Source organism: Tropicimonas isoalkanivorans (assembly GCF_900112335.1).
Classification (GTDB): domain Bacteria; phylum Pseudomonadota; class Alphaproteobacteria; order Rhodobacterales; family Rhodobacteraceae; genus Tropicimonas; species Tropicimonas isoalkanivorans.
Map to the genome: position 1 here is coordinate 768,584 of NZ_FOLG01000001.1, position 20,079 is coordinate 788,662.

At 65.4% G+C, this 20,079-nt stretch carries 19 protein-coding genes; 14 read left to right on the forward strand and 5 right to left on the reverse strand.

Going from position 1 to position 20,079, the window contains the following annotated elements:
- The first annotated feature begins 36 nt into the window (after positions 1–36).
- The 4 genes from BM075_RS03620 (at position 37) to BM075_RS03635 (ending at position 3,552) form a co-directional block, all read left to right on the forward strand.
- The gene (locus BM075_RS03620) at positions 37–381 is read left to right on the forward strand and encodes an ArsR/SmtB family transcription factor (RefSeq protein ID WP_093359277.1); all 345 of its coding nucleotides are present in this window, start codon (positions 37–39) and stop codon (positions 379–381) included.
- The gene (locus BM075_RS03625; RefSeq protein ID WP_093359278.1) at positions 374–1,426 is read left to right on the forward strand and encodes a permease; all 1,053 of its coding nucleotides are present in this window, start codon (positions 374–376) and stop codon (positions 1,424–1,426) included. Before BM075_RS03620 ends, BM075_RS03625 begins: the two co-directional genes overlap by 8 nt.
- Positions 1,427–1,637: 211 nt before the next feature.
- Complete coding sequence (locus BM075_RS03630) at positions 1,638–2,525, forward strand: c-type cytochrome (RefSeq protein ID WP_093359279.1); 888 nt, start codon at positions 1,638–1,640, stop codon at positions 2,523–2,525.
- Positions 2,526–2,595: 70 nt separating this feature from the next.
- Positions 2,596–3,552 (forward strand): homocysteine S-methyltransferase family protein, encoded by a 957-nt coding sequence (locus tag BM075_RS03635; RefSeq protein WP_093359280.1) that lies wholly within the window; start codon positions 2,596–2,598, stop codon positions 3,550–3,552.
- 35 nt (positions 3,553–3,587) lie between these two features.
- On the opposite strand, the gene BM075_RS03640 is transcribed toward BM075_RS03635, so the two are convergent.
- Both BM075_RS03640 and lipA read right to left on the reverse strand, forming a co-directional pair.
- Positions 3,588–4,529 (reverse strand): carbon-nitrogen hydrolase family protein, encoded by a 942-nt coding sequence (locus tag BM075_RS03640; RefSeq protein WP_093359281.1) that lies wholly within the window; start codon positions 4,527–4,529, stop codon positions 3,588–3,590.
- 79 nt (positions 4,530–4,608) lie between these two features.
- A complete protein-coding gene (gene lipA / locus BM075_RS03645) occupies positions 4,609–5,559 on the reverse strand; it encodes a lipoyl synthase (protein ID WP_093359282.1) in 951 nt (316 codons plus the stop codon).
- 199 nt (positions 5,560–5,758) lie between these two features.
- Here lipA and BM075_RS03650 point away from each other — a divergent pair, with 199 nt between their 5' ends.
- The 5 genes from BM075_RS03650 (at position 5,759) to BM075_RS03670 (ending at position 9,873) form a co-directional block, all read left to right on the forward strand.
- Complete coding sequence (locus BM075_RS03650) at positions 5,759–6,760, forward strand: GAF domain-containing protein (protein WP_177208232.1); 1,002 nt, start codon at positions 5,759–5,761, stop codon at positions 6,758–6,760.
- Between the two features lie 107 nt (positions 6,761–6,867).
- Positions 6,868–8,391 (forward strand): aldehyde dehydrogenase, encoded by a 1,524-nt coding sequence (adh, locus tag BM075_RS03655; protein WP_093359283.1) that lies wholly within the window; start codon positions 6,868–6,870, stop codon positions 8,389–8,391.
- Between the two features lie 236 nt (positions 8,392–8,627).
- Entirely contained in the window at positions 8,628–8,924 is a 297-nt protein-coding gene (locus BM075_RS03660) for an antibiotic biosynthesis monooxygenase family protein (protein WP_093359284.1), read from the forward strand.
- A 202-nt stretch (positions 8,925–9,126) separates the two neighbouring features.
- Positions 9,127–9,618, forward strand: coding sequence for a porin (locus tag BM075_RS03665; protein WP_093359285.1), 492 nt, complete (start codon positions 9,127–9,129; stop codon positions 9,616–9,618).
- Between the two features lie 12 nt (positions 9,619–9,630).
- Complete coding sequence (locus BM075_RS03670; protein ID WP_093359286.1) at positions 9,631–9,873, forward strand: hypothetical protein; 243 nt, start codon at positions 9,631–9,633, stop codon at positions 9,871–9,873.
- Between the two features lie 51 nt (positions 9,874–9,924).
- Here the strand turns inward: BM075_RS03670 and BM075_RS03675 are convergent, their stop codons facing one another.
- The gene (locus BM075_RS03675) at positions 9,925–11,076 is read right to left on the reverse strand and encodes a DUF6456 domain-containing protein (protein ID WP_093359287.1); all 1,152 of its coding nucleotides are present in this window, start codon (positions 11,074–11,076) and stop codon (positions 9,925–9,927) included.
- A 202-nt stretch (positions 11,077–11,278) separates the two neighbouring features.
- Between BM075_RS03675 and BM075_RS03680 the strand changes: the two genes are divergently transcribed.
- On the forward strand, positions 11,279–11,572 hold the full coding sequence (locus tag BM075_RS03680) for a DUF6477 family protein (RefSeq protein ID WP_093359288.1): 294 nt from the start codon (positions 11,279–11,281) through the stop codon (positions 11,570–11,572).
- Between the two features lie 37 nt (positions 11,573–11,609).
- Here the strand turns inward: BM075_RS03680 and BM075_RS03685 are convergent, their stop codons facing one another.
- Positions 11,610–13,142 (reverse strand): trimethylamine methyltransferase family protein, encoded by a 1,533-nt coding sequence (locus tag BM075_RS03685; RefSeq protein WP_093359289.1) that lies wholly within the window; start codon positions 13,140–13,142, stop codon positions 11,610–11,612.
- Positions 13,143–13,317: 175 nt separating this feature from the next.
- Between BM075_RS03685 and guaA the strand changes: the two genes are divergently transcribed.
- The 3 genes from guaA (at position 13,318) to BM075_RS03700 (ending at position 17,382) form a co-directional block, all read left to right on the forward strand.
- Positions 13,318–14,883, forward strand: coding sequence for a glutamine-hydrolyzing GMP synthase (guaA, locus tag BM075_RS03690; protein WP_093359290.1), 1,566 nt, complete (start codon positions 13,318–13,320; stop codon positions 14,881–14,883).
- A gap of 357 nt (positions 14,884–15,240) precedes the next feature.
- On the forward strand, positions 15,241–16,029 hold the full coding sequence (locus BM075_RS03695) for a DMT family transporter (protein WP_342741230.1): 789 nt from the start codon (positions 15,241–15,243) through the stop codon (positions 16,027–16,029).
- Between the two features lie 177 nt (positions 16,030–16,206).
- Complete coding sequence (locus BM075_RS03700; protein ID WP_093359291.1) at positions 16,207–17,382, forward strand: OmpP1/FadL family transporter; 1,176 nt, start codon at positions 16,207–16,209, stop codon at positions 17,380–17,382.
- A gap of 48 nt (positions 17,383–17,430) precedes the next feature.
- Here the strand turns inward: BM075_RS03700 and BM075_RS03705 are convergent, their stop codons facing one another.
- Complete coding sequence (locus BM075_RS03705) at positions 17,431–18,879, reverse strand: sialate O-acetylesterase (RefSeq protein ID WP_093359292.1); 1,449 nt, start codon at positions 18,877–18,879, stop codon at positions 17,431–17,433.
- Between the two features lie 299 nt (positions 18,880–19,178).
- Here BM075_RS03705 and BM075_RS03710 point away from each other — a divergent pair, with 299 nt between their 5' ends.
- A complete protein-coding gene (locus BM075_RS03710; protein ID WP_093359293.1) occupies positions 19,179–20,054 on the forward strand; it encodes a type 2 periplasmic-binding domain-containing protein in 876 nt (291 codons plus the stop codon).
- The last annotated feature ends 25 nt before the right edge of the window (positions 20,055–20,079 follow it).

A 20,079-nucleotide genomic window follows, 5' to 3' on the forward strand; every position in this document is an offset into this window, starting at 1 on the left:
ATTGCCATATTTCTAGAAATGTGAAAATGTCGCGCCATGATGGCTCCGCTGCCTCCCCCGGTTCCGCTTGAAGCCGCCGCCGCGACCTTTGCCGCGCTCGGCTCTGAACAACGCCTCATGGTGCTGCGAACATTGGTGCGGGCGGGTGAAGAGGGACTAAGTATCGGCGAACTTGGCACCCGTTCGGGCGTCAGTGGCTCCACGCTCACCCACCATGTCAAGACACTCGCGCAAGTGGGCCTCGTTCGGCAGACCCGCAAGGGCCGGAGCATCATCTGCGCCGCCGTCGCATTCGACGAGATCCGCGCGCTCACCGACATCCTGCTGTCGGAGTGCTGTGCCGACTGCGCCCCCTCGATCCTGCCGGGTTCCGATGACTGACACGACGCATAGCTCCCCCACCCGCCCCGCTCTCTGGCGCAAGGCCGACAAGGTCTGGCTGCTGATCGCGTTTCTGCCGTTTGCCGTGGGCGTGATCGATCCGCCGAAGGCAGTCCCCACAGTCACCTTCGCGCTCGGCCCGCTGGCCCATACCGCACCTTTCATCGTCTTTGCGGTGCTCGCGGTGGCCTGGCTGAAAGCGACCGGCGCGGAGACGTTGCTGGCGCGCGCCTTCGAGGGGCGCGAGGTCCGCATGATCCTGTTGGCCGCGCTCGCCGGGGGGCTGTCGCCCTTCTGCTCCTGCGAAGTCATCCCCTTCATCGCCGCCATGCTCGCCATCGGCGCGCCGCTGTCGGCGGTCATGGCCTTCTGGCTCGCCTCGCCGCTGATGGACCCGGCGATGTTCCTCATCACTTCCGGCACGCTCGGGTGGCAATTCGCGACCGCCAAGATGGTCGCGGCGGTGGCTATCGGCCTGTTCGGCGGCTTCGGGGTGAAGGTTTTCGCTGACTCCCCGGTTTTTGCCGACCCCCTGCGCGCATCGCCTGTCGCCCGCGGCAAGAGCAGGTGCGGCTGCGGGTCGTGCACCCCCGACCCGCTGTCCGGCAAACCGGTCTGGCGGTTTTGGAGCGAACCGGAGCGCCGCCGGGAGTTCGGGGCGACGGCACGGGACAACGCTCTTTTCCTGCTCAAGTGGCTGCTTCTGGCCTACATGATTGAAGCCCTGATGCTGACCTACATTCCGCCGGAAGCGGTCGCGGGCGTGCTCGGCGGCACCGGACTGATGCCCATTCTGCTCGGCGCGGTCGTGGGGGCGCCCGCCTATCTGAACGGCTACGCGGCCGTGCCGCTGATCGACGCGCTGCTGCAGCAGGGGATGTCCAACGGCGCAGCGATGTCCTTCGCCATTGCTGGCGGGGTGAGTTGCATTCCGGCAGCGGTCGCGGTCTGGGCACTGGTCAAACCGCGTGTCTTTGCCGGCTACATCGGCTTCGCGACGTTCGGCGCGGTGCTGGCCGGAATCGCGTGGTCCATGATCGCCTGAGGGCCGGGCGCGCCCGAGCGCGCCGCGCGGGATTTCGCCCCGCGCTCTCCCCCGCCTCCGCGGCGGTCGGCAAGCCGATTTCGGACGGATACCCTCGCGGAAACTTGCCGAAAACCGCGCGCCATCCCTTTGCGGAGATACGCAGTCTTACCTAGTGTGGCGCACGAGGCCGGCGCCTGGTTCCGCCGAGCCACCACCGGAAAGGCAGTCCATGGGCCGTTTTCTCACCATTCTCGTCATCGTGGCCGTCCTGCTCGGCGCCGGCGGCCTGTGGCTGACGCGTCCGAAGCCATTGCCGGAGTCGGCGGTCGCGGGGCTGGAGGGCGACCCCGCGGCCGGGCGGCAGGTATTCCTCGCCGCCGGTTGCGCCGCCTGCCATGCCAAGGCGGGCGCGGAAGGACAGGAGGCGCCGGAAATGAGCGGCGGCCGACGGCTGGCGACCGCGTACGGTACCTTTGTCGCCCCCAACATTTCGCCCGACGCGGAGGCCGGTATCGGCGCCTACACGCTCGCGGGGCTCGCCAGCGTTCTCAAACGAGGGGTCACACCGGAAGGCAAACACCTTTACCCGGTCATGCCCTACGCAACTTATGCGCGCATGCGTGTGCAGGACATCGCCGATCTGAAGGCCTATCTCGACACGCTGCCCGCCGTTGAGACGCCGGCGGCGGCGAGCGAAGTTGCCTTCCCATACTCGCTCCGCAGCCTGGTCGGCTTCTGGAAGTGGCGCTATCTGGACACCGCTTTCGTCGGCGCAGCGCCGAGCCCGCAGATGGAACGCGGACGCTACCTGGTGGAGGCGCTCGGGCATTGCGCCGAATGCCACACGCCGCGCGACCGTTTCGGCGGACTGGATCGCAGCCGATGGATGGCCGGTGCGCCCAACCCTGTCGGCACCGGGGAGGTGCCGAACATCACGCCCGCCGCCATCGACTGGTCGCGGAGCGAGATGGTCTGGTACCTGCAGAGCGGCTTCACCCCCAGCCACGAAGAGGTCGCCGGGGAGATGGAGCCTATCATCGCGGGGCTCGGCCAATTGCCCGAAGAGGACCGGGAGGCGATTGCTGTCTATCTCGCTGGGCTCGCACCGGTGGAATGACGGGCATGGCTATTTTGGTCGGCGGTGACGCACGTGCTATGATGCGCCCGCGCAACCACAGGACCGAGCCATGCCGCATCCCGATGGAATGCCCCCGCAGCAGCCAGGAAAGCTCTGGCTGACCGAAGGCGGGATCGAAACCGAGATCATGTACAAGTGGGGACACGAGCTGCCGCAGTTCGCCATGTTCCCGCTACTCGACAATCCCGCGGCGCTGCAGGCGATGCAGGACATGTGGCGGCGGTCGCTGGATGTCGCGGCGCAGCACGGCTTCTCCATGGTTATGAACGGGCTGGATTATCGCGCCAGCCCGGATTGGGCTGCGCTGCTGGGGTATTCGCTGGAAGGGCTGGCCGAGATGCAGCACCGCTCCATCGACTTCCTGCGCGAACTGCGGGACGAGTACACGGGCCAGATCCCGGACATGGTTGTCTGCGGCACCGTCGGTCCGCGCGGCGACGCCTACGGGTTGAACCGGGACATAACGGCGGACTCGGCGGAGGAGTATCACGCCGTTCAGCTTACCACCCTGCGCGAGGCCGGCGCCGAGATGGCATGGACGATGACGTTCAACAACATCCCCGAGGCCGTGGGCGCGATTCGTGCGGCCCGTGCCATCGGGTTGCCGATCGTGATGGGCCTGACGCTCGACAGCAACGCGCGCCTCAAGTCGGGGCCGAGCCTTGGAGAGGCTATCGAAAGGATCGACGCGGAGGCCGGTGGCGGCCCGGAGTTCTACCTGCTGAACTGTTCGCACCCGGTGGAATTCGAACCCGCGCTGGATGGCGGCGATTGGGAGCGCCGGATCCGGGCGCTGCGGCCAAACGCGTCCAAGATGGAGAAGATCGCTTTGTGCCAACTCGGTCACCTCGAGGAAGGCAACCCGGTGGAACTAGGCCAATTGATGGGCGATCTGGCGCGCCGGCAGCCCCAGATCGACATCTGGGGCGGATGCTGCGGCACCTGCGAGGTGCACCTGGAGGAGATCGCTCGGAACGTGAAGGCCGCGCGGATGGAAATGGCGTGATGTCCTGAACGCATTGACACACGGACGGCGCCGGATCAATCGCCTTCGTCGAACGCGATGGGGGTCTGCCGCGCACGGTTCACCCTTAGCGTGAACACATCCGGCCGTGCGTAGTGGCCGCTCACGTCGAACTTGCGCCGGGAGGCGCGCGCCGCGTCAACGTCGATCTCTGCAAACAGAAGCCCCTGTTCGCGCGACATGGGCCCCGCCTCCCGCCCGCCGAAGGGGCGAAAGACGACTGCATCGCCGGGATTCACCCATTCTTCCGGATCGGGGAAAAGCTCCTCCCGATAGGGCACCAACGCCGGCACGTCCGACGCCTTCAGCGCCGTCGCGCAACCCACCACCCAGCAACCGCCCTCGCGCGCGATGTGCTGCATGGTGGCGAGCCAGGTCGCGCCGCTGTCCCAGGTCGGAGCGGCGTAGATATCTATGCTCTGCGCGTAGAGAGCGAACCGCGCGAGCGGCATGTAGTTTTCCCAGCACAGCAGCGCGCCCACCCGGCCCACGGCTGTGTCGACCACGTTCAGCGTCGAGCCGTCACCGAAGCCCCAGATCATGCGCTCGGGGTTCGTAGGCATCAGCTTGCGGTGATTGTTCAGCAGCCGCCCGTCCGCGTCGATGATCGCCACGCTGTTATAGAGCGTGCTGCCGCTCACCGCGCCGTCGAGTTCCTGGTGGCCCATGACGACGACCATGGAATGCTCCTTCGCGGCCGCCTTTACCGGGGCGAGATCGTCCCGGCTCAGATCGATGGAATTGGCCTGGGCGCGGGCGAACAACTCATCCGTTTTGCCCATCCCTGCGCCGGGGGCCAGACGCCAGACGAACGTCGGGTAGCCGGGTAGCCACGCCTCGGGGAACACGATCATCTCGCAGCCTTCCGCTCCGGCCTCCGCAACAAGGTCCACCGCGCGTTCCAGCGAACGTTCCTTGTCCAGGTAGACCGGCGGATACTGCACCACGGCAAGTCTCATGACAGCCCCTCCAAGCGGATCGGAGGAGCGTAGTCGGTTCCGCAACGTAAATCAAAGAGTGGCCGGCAGCGCCGGTCTGTCAGGCCCGCCCGAGCTTCGCCAGCCGCGCCGCCCGCAAACGGTCGAAATCGTCGCCCGCGTGGTAGGAGGAGCGCGTGAGCGGCGTTGCCGAGACCATCAGGAAGCCCTTGCCGTATGCCGCCTTTTCGTAGGACTTGAATTCGTCCGGCGTCACGAACCGCTCCACGGCGTGGTGCTTGGGCGTCGGTTGCAGGTATTGGCCAATGGTCAGGAAATCGACGTCCGCCGATCGCATGTCGTCCATCACCTGCAGCACACCTTGCCGGTCCTCACCCAGTCCGACCATGATGCCCGACTTCGTGAACATCGTGGGGTCCAGCTCCTTCACCCGCTGAAGCAGGCGGAGGGAGTGGAAATAGCGCGCACCGGGCCGGACCGAGGGATAGAGGCCAGGGACCGTCTCAAGGTTGTGGTTGAATACGTCGGGTTTCGCCTCGACCACGGTTTCCAGAACCGAAGGCGCGCATTTCAGGAAGTCCGGCGTGAGGATCTCGATTGTGGAATCCGGCGCTCGGTGACGGATGGCGCGGATGGTCTGCGCGAAATGCTCCGCCCCGCCGTCCTCCAGATCGTCACGGTCGACGGAGGTGATGACCACGTGGCGCAGGCCAAGCTTCTCCACCGCGTGCGCCACGCGGCCCGGCTCGAACACGTCGAGATCCGACGGCTTGCCGGTGGCCACGTTGCAGAAGGTGCAGCCACGGGTGCAGATCTCGCCCATGATCATCATGGTGGCGTGGCCTTGGGTCCAGCACTCGCCCACGTTCGGGCAGCCGGCCTCCTCGCAGACGGTGGAGAGCCCCAGGTCGCGCATCAGCTTGTGCGTGTCGTTGAACCCCTGCCCGCCGGGCGCCCTCACGCGAATCCAGTCCGGCTTCTTCGGCTGGGCGTTGTCCGGGCGGTGCGCCTTTTCCGGGTGGCGTTGGTCGGGGATCTTCAGGTCGCGCATGTCACACCTCACGAGTTCTCTCCCTCATATATGGTGCAGGCCCCGAAACCAATTGCCCTTTTCGGAGCGCAAAGCCGGCTTGCGGCGCGAGGGAACCGCCTGAAATAAGGCGCCCCACGAAATCGTGCGACACGATCTTGCAAAATATCTTTGGCTTTCGACTGATCCTGTCCAATATTCGCCGCTGGGAGGACGCCCTATGGAATCCAGGAACCATCACGCGGACCGCGTGGTCGAGGTGGCACAGTCCGGGACGGCCGCGGCGCGCTCGCGTCTGGCCGCATCTTGGCGCCGTTCGATGGTCAAGCACGGGCTCGACCCGACACAGGATCACTACCGCCACCGCCTGGGCGACACGCAGCTCAAGTTGCGCAAGGAGGCCCTGGAGCCGTTTCTGCGGATCGCGGCACCACAGCTCGACAGGCTTTATTCGCTGCTGGGCATGAACGGCTGCGGCGTGGTGCTGACCGATGCCGAAGGCGTCATCCTCGAACAGCGATACTCCGAGGGGGACGCCGCGATCTTCGAGACCTGGGGCCTGTGGGAAGGCGCGGACTGGAGCGAGGCCCGCGAAGGCACCAACGGCATCGGCACCTGCCTTGCCGAAGGGCGGCGTCTGATCGTCCACCGGGACGAGCATTTCCATCCCCGCAATATCGCCATGAGCTGCATCGACGCGCCGATCTATGGCGCGGACGGGCAGTTGCTCGCGGCGCTCGACGTCTCCTCCGCACGGGCCGATCAGACCGAGGCGATCAACAAACTGATCGCCGCGACGGTGGCCCAGACCGTCCGGCAGATCGAGGCCGAGCACTTCCGCGCGAGTTTCCCCGAGAGCCGCATCGTTGTGGTGGAAAGTGGCGATGCGGATGCCGCGGCGCTGCTCGCGGTGGATGGCGACGATATCGTCGTTGGCGCGACCCGCGAGGCGCGGCGGCGGTTCGATCTGGGCAACGGCCCGCTCGTGAAGGCACGACCGGCGCGCGATCTGCTGGAGTCCGGCGATGGTCCGAGCGGCTTCGAACGGGCGGAGCGGGCGGCGGTGAAACGCGCCCTCGCCCGTGCCGGCGGGAACGTCAGCCAGGCGGCCCGCGCACTCGGAATCGGCCGGGCGACGCTTTATCGGCGGATGAAACGGCTCGGATTGCTGGACTCCGGCGCCGAGTCGGGCGAAACCGGCGACGACCTGTCTCAGGGTTGAGACACATGGCCGCTCCCGACGTATGCGCCGGGGGTCACAGGGCCAGTACCTCCTCCTAGTCTCCTCCCATTCCGGGCCATGACCCGGTCCGTCTGGGAGGACACCAAATGAACGAGATGACGCAACCGGCCGCAACAGGCCACACGTCGCCCTTCAAAGACCGTTACGACAACTTCATCGGTGGACAGTTCGTGCCGCCGAAATCCGGCCGCTACTTCGACAACGTGACGCCGATCACCGGCCAGGTGGTCTGCGAAGTCGCCCGCTCCAACGCCGAGGATGTGGAGTCCGCGCTCGACGCCGCCCACGCAGCGAAGGACGCCTGGGGCCGCACCTCGCCGGCGGAACGCTCCAACATCCTGCTCAAGATCGCCGACCGGATGGAGCAGAACCTCGACCTTCTCGCCGCCGCCGAGACCTGGGACAACGGCAAGCCCATCCGCGAGACCACCGGGGCCGACATTCCCCTCTCCATCGACCACTTCCGATACTTCGCGGGCGTGCTGCGCGGACAGGAAGGCACGATGTCGGAGATCGACGCCGATACCGTGGCCTATCACTACCACGAACCCCTGGGCGTCGTGGGCCAGATCATCCCCTGGAACTTCTCCGTGCTGATGGCCGCCTGGAAGCTGGCCCCGGCGCTGGCCGCAGGCAACTGCGTCGTTCTCAAACCCGCCGAGCAGACCCCGGCCGCCATCATGGTTCTGGCAGAGATGGTCGCGGACCTGCTGCCCCCCGGCGTGATGAACATCGTCAACGGGTACGGCGCCGAGGTCGGTGCGCCGTTGGCAAGAAGCACCCGCATCGCCAAGATCGCCTTCACCGGATCCACCCAGACCGGCCGCATGATCATGCAGTACGCCACCGAGAACCTGATCCCGGTGACGCTGGAACTGGGCGGCAAGTCTCCCAACATCTTCTTCTCGGATGTCATGCGCGAGGATGACGCCTATCTCGACAAGGCCATCGAAGGCTTCGTCATGTTCGCGTTCAACCAGGGCGAGGTCTGTACCTGCCCGAGCCGCGCGCTGGTCCAGGAGGATATCTACGACGCCTTTATCGAGCGGGCCGTCGCCCGCGTGCAGGCGATCGTTCAGGGCGATCCGCGCAGGATGGACACGATGGTCGGCGCACAGGCGAGCCAGGAGCAGCAGGAAAAGATCCTCTCCTACCTGAAGATCGGCCGCGAGGAAGGCGCCGAGGTGCTGACCGGCGGGGACGCCGCGAAGCTGGGCGGCGAACTGGAGAGCGGCTATTACATCCAGCCGACGATCCTGAAGGGCCACAACAAGATGCGGGTCTTCCAGGAGGAAATCTTCGGCCCGGTGGTGTCGGTGACCACCTTCAAGGACGAGGAGGACGCGCTGCACATCGCGAACGACACGATGTACGGCCTCGGCGCTGGCGTGTGGTCGCGGGATCTGAACACCTGCTACCGCTTCGGCCGCCACATCCAGGCCGGACGCGTGTGGGTGAACAACTATCACAGCTACCCCGCGCACGCGGCCTTCGGCGGCTACAAGCAGTCCGGCATTGGGCGCGAGAACCACAAGATGATGCTCGATCATTACCAGCAGACCAAGAACATGCTGGTCAGCTACAACCCGACCAAGAACGGCTTCTTCTGAACCCAACGAAAAGAGGGCCCACCTCCCCCCGGGCCCTCCGACCGGTCGGCGGGCGTCCCCTCCCTCTACCGTCCGTCGACCCTTCCGGCCCGTCGACCGTCTGCTGACGGTCGGCGGGCCAGTCGATCTCGTCCTCCCTTACCGCGACGCAAAACGCGCCTGCTGTGCTACACTGGCCGCAAGGCGGAAACCGGCATGACAAGAGCAGCGAGGCGCAGCCCGGGAGGAGGGTCCCGATGATCATGCGCATTTTCCAGGTGACGACCCACCCGGGCAAGGAAGCCGAGTTCGCGCGGTTCTTCCACGAGGTGGCCATTCCGATGATGAAAAGCACGCCGGGCCTGGTGCGGTTATTACCGGGCCTGCCGCATGGCGATCATCCAAACGAGTTCTCGATGGTGATGGTCTGGGACAGCCTCGACGCGCTCAAGGCGTTCGTGGGAGAGGACTATACCAACCCGCACATCGATCCCTCGGAGGCTGACCTGGTCAAGTTCCGACGGATTTCGCACTACGACCTGATCGAAATTTGACAGCCCCTGGAATGCCGTCGTCTGCTGGCCCGGGTACCAACTGATTTTCGTGGTGTGGAACAGGGAGAGCCGACTTGTCTCATCCCGCTGACGTTCTCGTCAGGGCGTTCCTCGCAGTCCCTTCGATCTGCACCGCCGTCGCCGCCTCCGCCTTCACCCCGCCGACGGTGTGACCGTCACGTTTTACGGCCAGGTGAGCCCCATGTACCTCGGCTACGACGACGACGCGAAATCCTACGGCAACCTCACCGACAACGGGAATTCGAACTGCCGTATCGGGCTCACGCTCATGCAACCCGCGGGGAGCGGCCTCACGTTCGGCATGGTGCTGGAGGCAGCGCTCGGCGGCCCTCAATGCTCCGGGTTCGCTCAAGTGTCGGACCCGATCTGGATTTGGCAAAAGACGGACATCCGGAAAGCCGAGATTAGCCTGGGCGGTCATTTCGGCACACTGTTCTTGGGTCAGGGCAGCATGGCGACAGATAGCGTCGCGGCGCGCGACCTCTCCGGCACCGCGCTTGCCGGATACGTCAACCGGCCCGATACTGCCGGCAGTTACTCCCTTCGCAGGCGGGACGGCGACCTTTCGGGTTTCACCATCGGCGACGTCTTCAAGGACTACAACGGAAGCACGAGGAAGCAGATACGGTATGACACCCCGGGATGGAACGGTTTGAGCCTGCGAGGCGCCTAGTGGTACGAGGCGTTGAGCGGTGGCGACCAGTCCGACGACTATGACGTCGCGCGCTCGTACGGCGGAGACATCACCGATCTCAAGCTGGACGGCGCCATTGGCTATGGCTGGAACGCCAACAACGGCGATTTTGCGGAAAGCTGGATGGAATCCGTCTCGGCGGTGCACACGCCCCCAGGGATCAACGGCAAAATCGCGGCCGGCGGCGCAGATGGCCGCGGCGGGAAGGTGGGAAGGTTACGTGCGCCGATATGAAAAAGGCGCCCCCGGGGAGGCGCCTTACTTCGGTCGGACGTCCGGCCGCCGTCAGCCGATCATGCCGCGTCCGGGGCCATAGGTTTCCTCGTAATGCCGGGCCAGGCGCGCCAAAGCGATGCGCAACACGATCTTGCCGGAACGCGCGGACCAGCCCAGACGCCGTTCGGTCGCTTCAAGCCCTTCGAGAAAGCAGCAGCAGCGCAGCACCATGTCGCCCAGCCCCGGCCCCAACTCGCGCAGCGCGCGAGCGACGCGGTCCCGCGCGCCTTCCGGGCCGGACACCGGGTCTCCACCGCCGAAGCCGCCGCGCGCGCCACCGGTGAGGAAACGCTCCCAGTTCTGCGCAACGCGCGGGCCCATCTGCGCCAGTTCGAAGTCCTCGCGCAAGCGTTCGGCGGCGGCCACGTGTTCGGGGTCGAGGAAGGGCGTACCGTCCTTGTCGCGGCGGCGGGCGAGCTGGACGACCGGGCTCTCAGCCATGTTGTAGCGCACCCGGCGGCGGCGGGGCTCGCCCTCGCCCTCATCGTCGAACACGACCTTCTGGCCCCAGTCCCTGTGCTGATCGGCAAAAGGCATCGGCGCCTCGGCGAAACCGGCACCGGCGCCCTCCTCGCTCAGCAGCCGCTTCAACGCGGCGCGCCCCGCGGCGGTGATCGTGTAGCTCGTCACGCGGCCCGACGACCGGCTGGCAATCCATTCCTTCAGCGCGAAGGCCTGAGCCACCGGCCGGTCCACCACCGCCGTCCGCGTGGTGCGGCCATCCGGCATCTCGCGCAGAACCGCGGCTTTGTCCATCTCCGGCGCGACGGCGAGCACCGCGCCGCTTTCGGACAGCCGTCGCAGGATACGGCGCGCTTCGCGCAGGACGGTGGTTTCCTCGCAAACGGCAGTGGGCTTGTCCGTGTGCAGCGAGCAATATGCGGTCATGTCGGCGGTCTCCTCAGGTCCGGTTCGCTTTCTTCGTTCGGTCCTGAAATGCTCCGCGCCCAGCCGGGCCAGCGCTTCGTCTACGAGCGGGTCGTCCCGCCGCTGTTCGAAACGCCGAATCCGGCGCAGGATGGTCGAGGCATGGCACCCTTCGGCGCGGGCGACTTCGCGGATCGACACACCTTGTTCAGTGTGCCGGAGATAGTGCATCGCGGCCTGCGGAACCCAACCGGGCACCTTGCCCGCCAGATCGTCATCGGCCTCACTCGTCATACACCTGAAGTCTCCGGAAACCATGGTTAAACGCATCTTACCTCGTACCGGCGAATCCCTTCGCTCCGGTTAATTTCAAGACTTCGGCAAGAATTGTTTAAAATTGACAAACATTCCTGAGTGCCCCGTGCGGTGGAGTCGGCAGGTCCGCAACGCCCGCTGGAGGTGTGCCAGTTTCCCGGCACACTCACGGAGACTCGCCATGACCGATTTTGCCCAAACCCTTGTTTCGCTTCGGCGACCCCGGCTGCTGATCCGCGCTGCCCGCCTGGGGATGACCAGCTACAATCGCAAGCGAGATTTGAAGCGGATCACCCACGGCGACACCCAGTTTGACGGCGCGCGGGCGCTGCGGCGGCTGATGGCGCTGGAAGCCGATCTGGAACAGTCTCGCCGATCAGGCGACATGGCCTATTCGCCCGCCCGCCACGTGGACCTGCTGATCGCGCTGATGTCGGAAGCGCAGCTCTGGCTTCGGGCGCGGACCACGGCCTGAGGCCGCCGCACCTGCCGCCGGGCTGGAGCGGACGCGGTCAAACGAACGCGTCCGCCTCCGCCTCTTTCCGCTGGGCGATGAACGCCTCGAGCGCCTCAACCACGGCAGCATCAATCGGCGGTGCTTCGTACTGGGACAGCAGCTTGGCCACCCGCGCTGACGCCAGCGTCGCCGTGTCCCGACCGCCCTCTTCGTCCCATGTCTCGAATGGCTTGTAATCCAGCAAGTCCGTCCGCCAGAAGGCATCCTGGAAATTCCGCTGGGTATGCCCGCATCCAAGGTAATGCCCACCCGGCCCCACCTCTCGGATCGCATCCATAGCCTGAGCTTCCTCGTCGCCGGGCACACCTGCCGCAAACCTGTGCAAGGGCCCGAGTTGGTCTGCGTCCATCACGAACTTCTCGAAGGAGGCCACCAGCCCCCCCTCCAGCCAGCCGCAGGCGTGCAGCATGAAGTTGACCCCCGACAGCAGCCCCGCGTTCAGCGAGTTCGCCGATTCGTAAGCCGCCTGCGCGTCTGGCAGCTTGGAGCCGGTGAACGCGCCGGCGGACCGGTAGGGGAGCCCCAGCCGGCGAGCGAGCTGGCCCGCGCCATAGGTGATCTGGGACGCCTCAGGCGTGCCAAAGGTCGGAGCCCCGGAATTCATGTCGATGGACGCGACGAAGGCGCCGAAAATCACCGGCGCGCCGGCACGGACGAGTTGGCTGTAGGCGACGCCCGCCAGCACCTCCGCCAGCACCTGCGTGAGCGTCCCCATGACAGACACCGGCGCCATCGCGCCGCCGACGATGAACGGCGAGATGATACAGGCCTGGTTCGCCGCCGCGTATGTTTCCAACGCGCCCATCATGGTGGAGTCGAAGGTGAGCGGAGAGTTGATGTTGATGAGCGAGGTGAGGACGGTGCGGTCCGCGAGCCCACCGAAGAGGATATCGCACATCTCAACTGAGTCGCGGGCGCGGGACGGTTCCGTGACAGAGCCCATGAACGGCTTGTCCGACAGCGTCATGTGGGCAAGCAGCATGTCAAAATGGCGCTTGTTGACCGGCAAATCGGTGGGCTCGCAGACGGTTCCGCCGGAATGATGCAGCCACTTCGACATGTAGCCCAGCTTCACGAAGGTGCGGAAATCCTCCATCGTTGCATAGCGCCGCCCACGTTCAGCGTCGCGCACGAAGGGGGGGCCGTAGACGGGAGCAAGCACCAGCTTGCGCCCGCCGATCTCGACAGAGCGTTCGGGATTGCGGGCGTGTTGGATGAACCGCGCCGGCGCCGTGGCGCAGAGCTGTCGCGCGAGACCCCGGGGAATGCGCACCCGCTCGCCCGAGACGTCGGCGCCGGCCTGCTTCCACCGCTCCAGCGCCGCCGGGTTTTCGACGAAGGAAACGCCGATCTCCTCAAGGACCGTTTCGGCATTGTGCTCGATGGTCTCCAGCAGATCGTCGGAGAACACCGGCAGATCGGGGATCCGGCGGTCGATAACCTTCGCGCAGTCGAAGGATACTGCCGTTCGCCGCGCCCGGCGCGCCGCGCCACCGCCCCCACGCCGCCGTGATGTGTCTTCCGCCATCGTCGATCCTCGCCCAGGCCCCGTCTGTCCCGACAATTTTTACCCATTTGCCCGGAGACGGCAGGGGCGGTTTACGGCACCTTGCGCAGGAAACCGACATCCCCCATCGCCTGCACCTGGTTTGCGGGCGGCGCGGCCTCTTGCCAGCGCTATCGCGGCACCCTACTCAGGCGGCATGACCAGTCACACCCATGACCGCTTGCTGATCGTCGACTTTGGCTCCCAGGTCACGCAGCTCATCGCCCGCCGCCTGCGGGAGCTGAACGTTTATTGCGAGATCCACCCCTACCAGAACGTCACCGACGCTTTTCTGAAGGACTTCGCGCCGCGCGCCGTGATCTTCTCCGGCGGGCCCGATTCCGTGATGCGCGAGGGGAGCCCGCGGCCCCCGGCGGGCGTCTACGAGATGGGCGTGCCGATCCTCGGGATCTGCTACGGCCAGCAGGTGATGATGCAGGACCTGGGCGGCCGGGTCGAAGCGGGGGAACATGCCACGGCCGAGTTCGGCCGGGCCTACGTCACCCCCGGCGATGACCGCCTGCCGCTGCTGGACGGCTGGTTCGAGCAGGGCCGCGAGCAGGTCTGGATGTCCCACGGCGACCACGTGAGCGAGATCGCTCCGGGCTTCGAGGTTTACGGCACCTCGCCCGGCGCGCCCTTCGCCATCACCGCCGATCCGTCACGTCATTTCTATGCGGTGCAGTTCCACCCCGAGGTGCACCACACGCCGAACGGAAAACGGCTCTACGAGAACTTCGTGAAACTCGCCGGTTTCAAGGGCGACTGGACCATGGGCGCCTACCGGGAGGAGGCGATTGCCAAGATCCGTGAGCAGGTGGGCGACGCCAAAGTGATCTGCGGCCTGTCCGGCGGCGTCGACTCCTCGGTGGCCGCGGTGCTGATCCACAAGGCCATCGGCGACCAACTGACCTGCGTCTTCGTCGATCACGGTCTGCTGCGGAAGGGAGAGGCGGAAGAGGTCGTCTCCATGTTCCGCGACAACTACAACATCCCGCTGATCGCGGCCGACGATTCGGAACGGTTCCTTTCTGCGCTGGACGGGGTTTCCGACCCGGAAGTGAAGCGGAAGACCATCGGTCGGCTCTTCATCGATGTGTTCCAGGAACATGCCAACGAGGTGGGGGGGGCCGCGTTTCTGGCGCAGGGTACGCTGTACCCCGATGTTATTGAATCGGTGAGTTTTTCAGGCGGCCCTTCCGTCACCATCAAGTCCCACCACAACGTCGGCGGACTGCCGGAGAAGATGGGGCTCAAGCTGGTCGAGCCGCTGCGGGAACTTTTCAAGGACGAGGTCCGTGCCCTCGGGCGCGAACTGGGCCTGCCGGAGAGCTTCATCGGCCGCCACCCCTTCCCCGGCCCCGGGCTGGCGATCCGGTGCCCCGGTGAGATCACACGCGCCAAGCTGAAAATCCTGCGGGAGGCCGACGCCGTCTACATCGACCAGATCCGCAAGCACGGCCTCTACGACGAGATTTGGCAGGCGTTCGTCGCCATTCTTCCTGTGCGCACCGTCGGCGTGATGGGCGACGGGCGCACCTATGACCACGCCTGCGCGCTCCGGGCGGTGACGAGCGTCGACGGGATGACGGCGGATTACTATCCCTTCAGTCATGAGTTTCTCGGGGAGACTGCGACCCGCATTATCAACGAGGTGCCGGGCATCAACCGCGTCACCTACGACATTACCAGCAAACCGCCGGGAACGATCGAGTGGGAATAGGCGGCCTGCGTGAGCTCTAGGGCCACGGGCGTTTCCGCGGTAGAGAGTTGAGTGGCAGGTCGGTTCTGCCGCGTCAATCGACGCCCCCACTCAAGAAACCTTAACTTTACAACCGGTTGTGCGGCGTTTGTTAAGTCGCACACGAACCCGTGTGCACTCACCCACAAACGCGATCCGGTTCATTGCGACACGCCCCTCCCTTGCATCCTCGCCCGTTTCAGGACAGGTCGTGGGCAAGGCTCGTACCTTGAAGGCTCCTGCGAATGTCAGACCCCCACCCGCTTCGCGCGGCCGCCTGGATGGCCGGCGCAATCACCTGCTTCTCGCTGATGGCGGTGGGGGGGGCGTGCCGTTTCGTTGGACCACGACACGTTCGAGATCCTGATGTACCGCTCGGTCGTGTCCTTCGCCATAGTCCTGATCGTAGGCGGGGCCACCGGGGCCCTGCGCCAGATCTCCACCCGGAACATGCGCTGGCATGTCGCCCGGAATGTCGCGCATTTCGCGGGACAGAACCTGTGGTTCTACGCGCTCGCGTTGATCCCGCTGGCGCAGGTCATGGCGCTGGAATTCACCTCGCCGATCTGGGTTGCCCTGCTTGCGCCGCTGATCCTCGGAGAGCGCCTGACCCGGGTACGGGCGATTGCGGCCGTCATCGGCTTTTCGGGCGTGATCATGGTCGTCCGGCCCGATCTGGGGAACCTGTCGCCGCCGATGCTTGCCGCGGCCGGCGCGGCCATCGGGTTCGCTGGATCGGCCCTCTTCACCCGCAAGTTGACACGGACCGAAACGATCACCTGCATCATGTTCTGGCTCACTCTCATGCAAGCCGTGTTCGGTCTTGTCTGCTCTGGCATCGACGGCCAGATCGCCCTGCCCTCCGCCCGGTCCGTACCCTGGCTGGCGCTGATCGGCGCGGCGGGGCTTGGGGCCCATTTCTGCCTGTCGAGCGCGCTGGCCCTCGCGCCGGCCGCCGTGGTGATGCCGATGGACTTTCTCAGGCTGCCCGTTATGGCAGTCATCGGCACGCTCTTCTATGGCGAACCCATGGACGCCATGATGGTCCTCGGGGCTGCCGTGATCTTCGGGGCGAACTGGCTCAACATCCGCGCTGGAACCAGCCGGCGGGCAGCGCTGCCATCCTGATACACATTTGAATCTTCGCGTATCCCGTGTGCAGAAGCGCTGTAGCTTCCCAAAGTGGGAGGGTAGAACCGCCGTAGGGGAAAGCTCGAATTTGAGGCCCCAGCAACCATACACCAAACGTATCACCCCCGCGCACCGTCCGGCGTGCGGCCAACCGAGAGCCAAGGGACAGGAACGATGAAAAGAGCATTGGGCAGCGCGTCCATACTTGCAGCCATTGCAGGAGGCGCCTGTGCGGGCGGACTGGACCGCACTGGCCAGCCGATCGGCGCGCTGTTCGAAGAGGGCGGCGCGAACGGCGCCTATGTGGAACTCTCTTTCGCCCACACGTCGCCCGACATCACCGGAACCGGCGACGGCATTTCCGTCGCCACGCCGATCGGACCCGTCGACGTCCTGTCCTCGGGCTTCGGGTACAACGGCGTGGGCGACGATTTCTGGACCTTCGGCGCGGCGGTGAAGATGCAACTCACCGAAGCCCTGTCGGCGGCGGTGATCTTCGACCAGCCCTATGGCACCGACATTGCGTATAACGGCAGCGCCACCGCGACCGAACTGGGCGGGACCCGCGCCTTCGCGGAAACCAACGCCGTGACGGGATTGCTGCGCTACGCCTTCGACCCGCGCTGGAGCGTTCACGGCGGGATTCGTATTGAGGCCGCGGAAGGGTCTATCGGCTTGGAAGGCGTCGCCTACGGGCCGTTCAACGGCTACGACGTCGATTTGGAACGGGACACCTCGCTCGGTTATTCGCTCGGCTATGCCTACGAGATCCCGGAACTCGCATTGCGGGTGGCGCTGACCTACAATTCCAAGATCAGCCACGACATGAAGACGACCGAGAACGGCCTCGGCGCCTTCGGCCTGCCCGGAGACCTCAAGACCACGACGGAGGTCGAGACGCCGCAATCGATCAACCTGGACATGCAAACGGGCATCGCAGCCAACACGCTGCTCTTCGGCTCGGTGCGGTGGGTCGACTGGAGCGAGTTCAAGATCGACCCGAAGTATTTCATCGGAACCGCCCGCGAGGGGCTGGTGGACCTCGACGATGCGACGACCTACGAAATTGGCCTTGCGCGCGAGTTCACCGACGTTTGGGCAGGATCCGTGGCTGTTTTATACGAGCCCGGGGAGGACGACGTTGTGTCGCCGCTTTCGCCGACCAACGGATTCTGGGCCGTAGCTCTGGGCACAGCCTATGAAATAGGAGACGTGACGGTTTCGGGTGGCGCCCGGTACATGTGGCTCGGCGATGCGAAACCGGAAACGGGCACGCCGGACGTGATTCGGGCGGAGTTCGAGAACAACACCGCGTTCACGCTCGGGATGCGTATCGCCTACAACTTCTGATCCGTCTTGCCCGGGGCCTGACACATCGGGACCCGGGCGGAGAGCACCTCAGAAGAGGAAATCATCTTCGGTCAGCGTCAAGTCCGCACCCCCGACCAGGACGACGGTCAGGTCCATTCCGCCTGCGTCGATGTGAATTCGAAGGTTGGAACGGCCCGCGTCGAACTCCAGATCGCCGAAGTCGACGTTCCTGTCTTGGAATACCAGAAGGTCGTCGCCCTGCTCGAACCCGATCACGCGGTCCGTCCCGGACTCGTTGGGGCGCCAGATAATCCGATCCTCGCCGCCCCCCGGGCGCAATTCATCGTTGCCTGCACCACCAACCAGCTTGTCCCGCCCGGCACCGCCGACAAGTTTGTCCCGGCCAGCGTCGCCGAACAGCCGATCCGCGCCGCCGTTCCCGCGCAGCACATCCCGGCCATTCTCGCCGTGGATGATATCCCGGCCCCCCCGTCCGGAGGCGACATCGTCTCCGGCGCCGAGGTCGATCACATCCCTGCCTCGCCCCCATCCGATGACCTTGTCCGCCCCGCCGGACGCGTCGACGGTGTGCATCTGCCGGCCCAGCACGAAGACATCGGCATAGCTCGTCCCCTTGGCCGCCTCCACGCTCACCATGGAGACCGTCAACTCGGTCGCGTTGCCCCTTTCGTGGGCCACCGCCATCTCGCCGAGGTAGTTCTTGACCCACACGCCGTGTCTCAGGTTCGAGAAATCCGCCGTGTCGTACTGGGTGAAACCGAGCATCTGCTGCACCGGCGCCCTGGCAGACACCTTGAACCAGTCGTTGCCTTGCGTGCCGACCTGAATGTCCGCGTCGCCAGACACCGACAACGTGCTCGCCAGCTCCTGCCCAAGCAGGGCAGCGAAATCGGGTTCGTAATGGATCCGGTCGTCCTGGAACATGTCCTCGACCGTGAAGCCCTGGCCGGCGGCCACGGTGTCGGGGTCCACGGAGAGGACGGAAGCGTCCTTCGCGGCCACGGCCATTTGCGCCTGACGCACGGTCGCCCAGCCGTTTTCCTGTTCGGCGCTGTCCTGCCACAGCCCTTCCCGACGTTCCGCCGACACGTCTTCAGAGAGGAGCGAAACGACCATGTCGTGAGCGCCATAGCGTGCGGTCACGTCGGCGTGCAGCAGCTTCAGGTTCGCCTTGTAGTCCGCGGCCGTTTCGCTCAGGCCCGCGTCGGCCTCCCCCTGCACCCAGATCATTCCGGCGACATGGGCCCCCTCGATATGGCCAGGCTTGCCCGGGTCAACGATGCTGTCCACCCGCGCATAGAGATCGTCCAGCAGTTCGCCGGCTCCCGGCTCGCCGGACGGGTCCCAGTCGTCATTGTCCTGATAATACCGATGCGCCGACAAGGCGCTGCCCGACACCGCATAGTGGACGACGATGGCGCCCATCTCGGCGAGTTGTTGTGACACTGCGATCGGCAGGGGCGGCATCGTCGCATTCGACTGCCCCGCCACGATAACGATTGGTTGCTTACCCATACAAATACACCCGTCAATTCCTTAAGACCGCGGCACGGGCGCCCTTTTGGGGCGGTTTGTTCGGCTGCGGCACGCTATGCGCCGAACCTAGTTGGCGGGCGCACTGTGTCCATGTTGATTTTCCATACCGGCACGATCCGGCCGAAATCCCGCCCCTTCGTCGGTCAGGCCGACCGAATATCCGGCACAGCCAGCGCAAGGGTGCGCCGAATTTCCGCAGGTATAATCCCGGCACGTCACCGGCCTACACCGACGAATCGCTCTGGATCAATGGCGGTCCGCCCGCTACCAATCGGCGCATGAGCTTCCCGCGCCTCCTCTATCCCGACGCCGCCGCCTGGTTCGCCACCCCCAAGAAACGCTTGGGTCTGTTTGGCATGTCAGGCTTGGGCAAGACGCATGTCTCGAACCAGCTCCGAGCACATGGCGACTGGTTCCACTACTCCGTCGATTACCGCATCGGGACGCGGTACATGGGCGAGTTGATCTCCGACGAGTTCAAACGCCAGGCGATGCAGGTGCCGCACCTGCGGGAATTGCTGATGTCGGATTCCATCCGTATCGAGTCCAACATCACCTTCAACAACCTCGCGCCGCTCTCCCAATACCTCGGCAAACCCGGCGATCCGGACCGCGGCGGTTTGCCGATGGAAGAATATCGCAAGCGCCAGGCCCAGCACGACGCGGCTGAACGTGCCGCGATGCTCGACGTGCCGCGTTTCGTCGACAGGGCGGAAGAGATCTATGGCTACCCCCATTTCGTCTGCGATTTCAGCGGCTCCTTCTGTGAAGTTGTCGATCCCGACGACCCGCAGGACGAAATCCTGACCACGCTGGCAAAGACGATGCTTCTTGTCTGGATCGAAGGCTCGGAGGCGCATGCGGAGGAGTTGGTGCGGCGTTTCAACCGGGCGCCGAAACCCATGTGCTACCGGCCCGCCTTCACCGAGAGCTGCTGGCAGGACTTCCTTTGCGACCACAAGGCGACAGCCGGCGAGGTTGACCCGGACGCATTCGTCCGCTTCGCCTACCGCCGTGCCATGGCCGCGCGGCAACCGGCCTATGCCGCCATCGCCGACAACTGGGGCGTCAAGGTCACGGCGGAGGAAGTCGCCGCCGCCGACAGCCCGGAAGCGTTCGAGGCGCTCATTGGCCGCGCCCTTGAGCGCGGCTGACGCAAGGTCTATCTGAGGCGTTCCA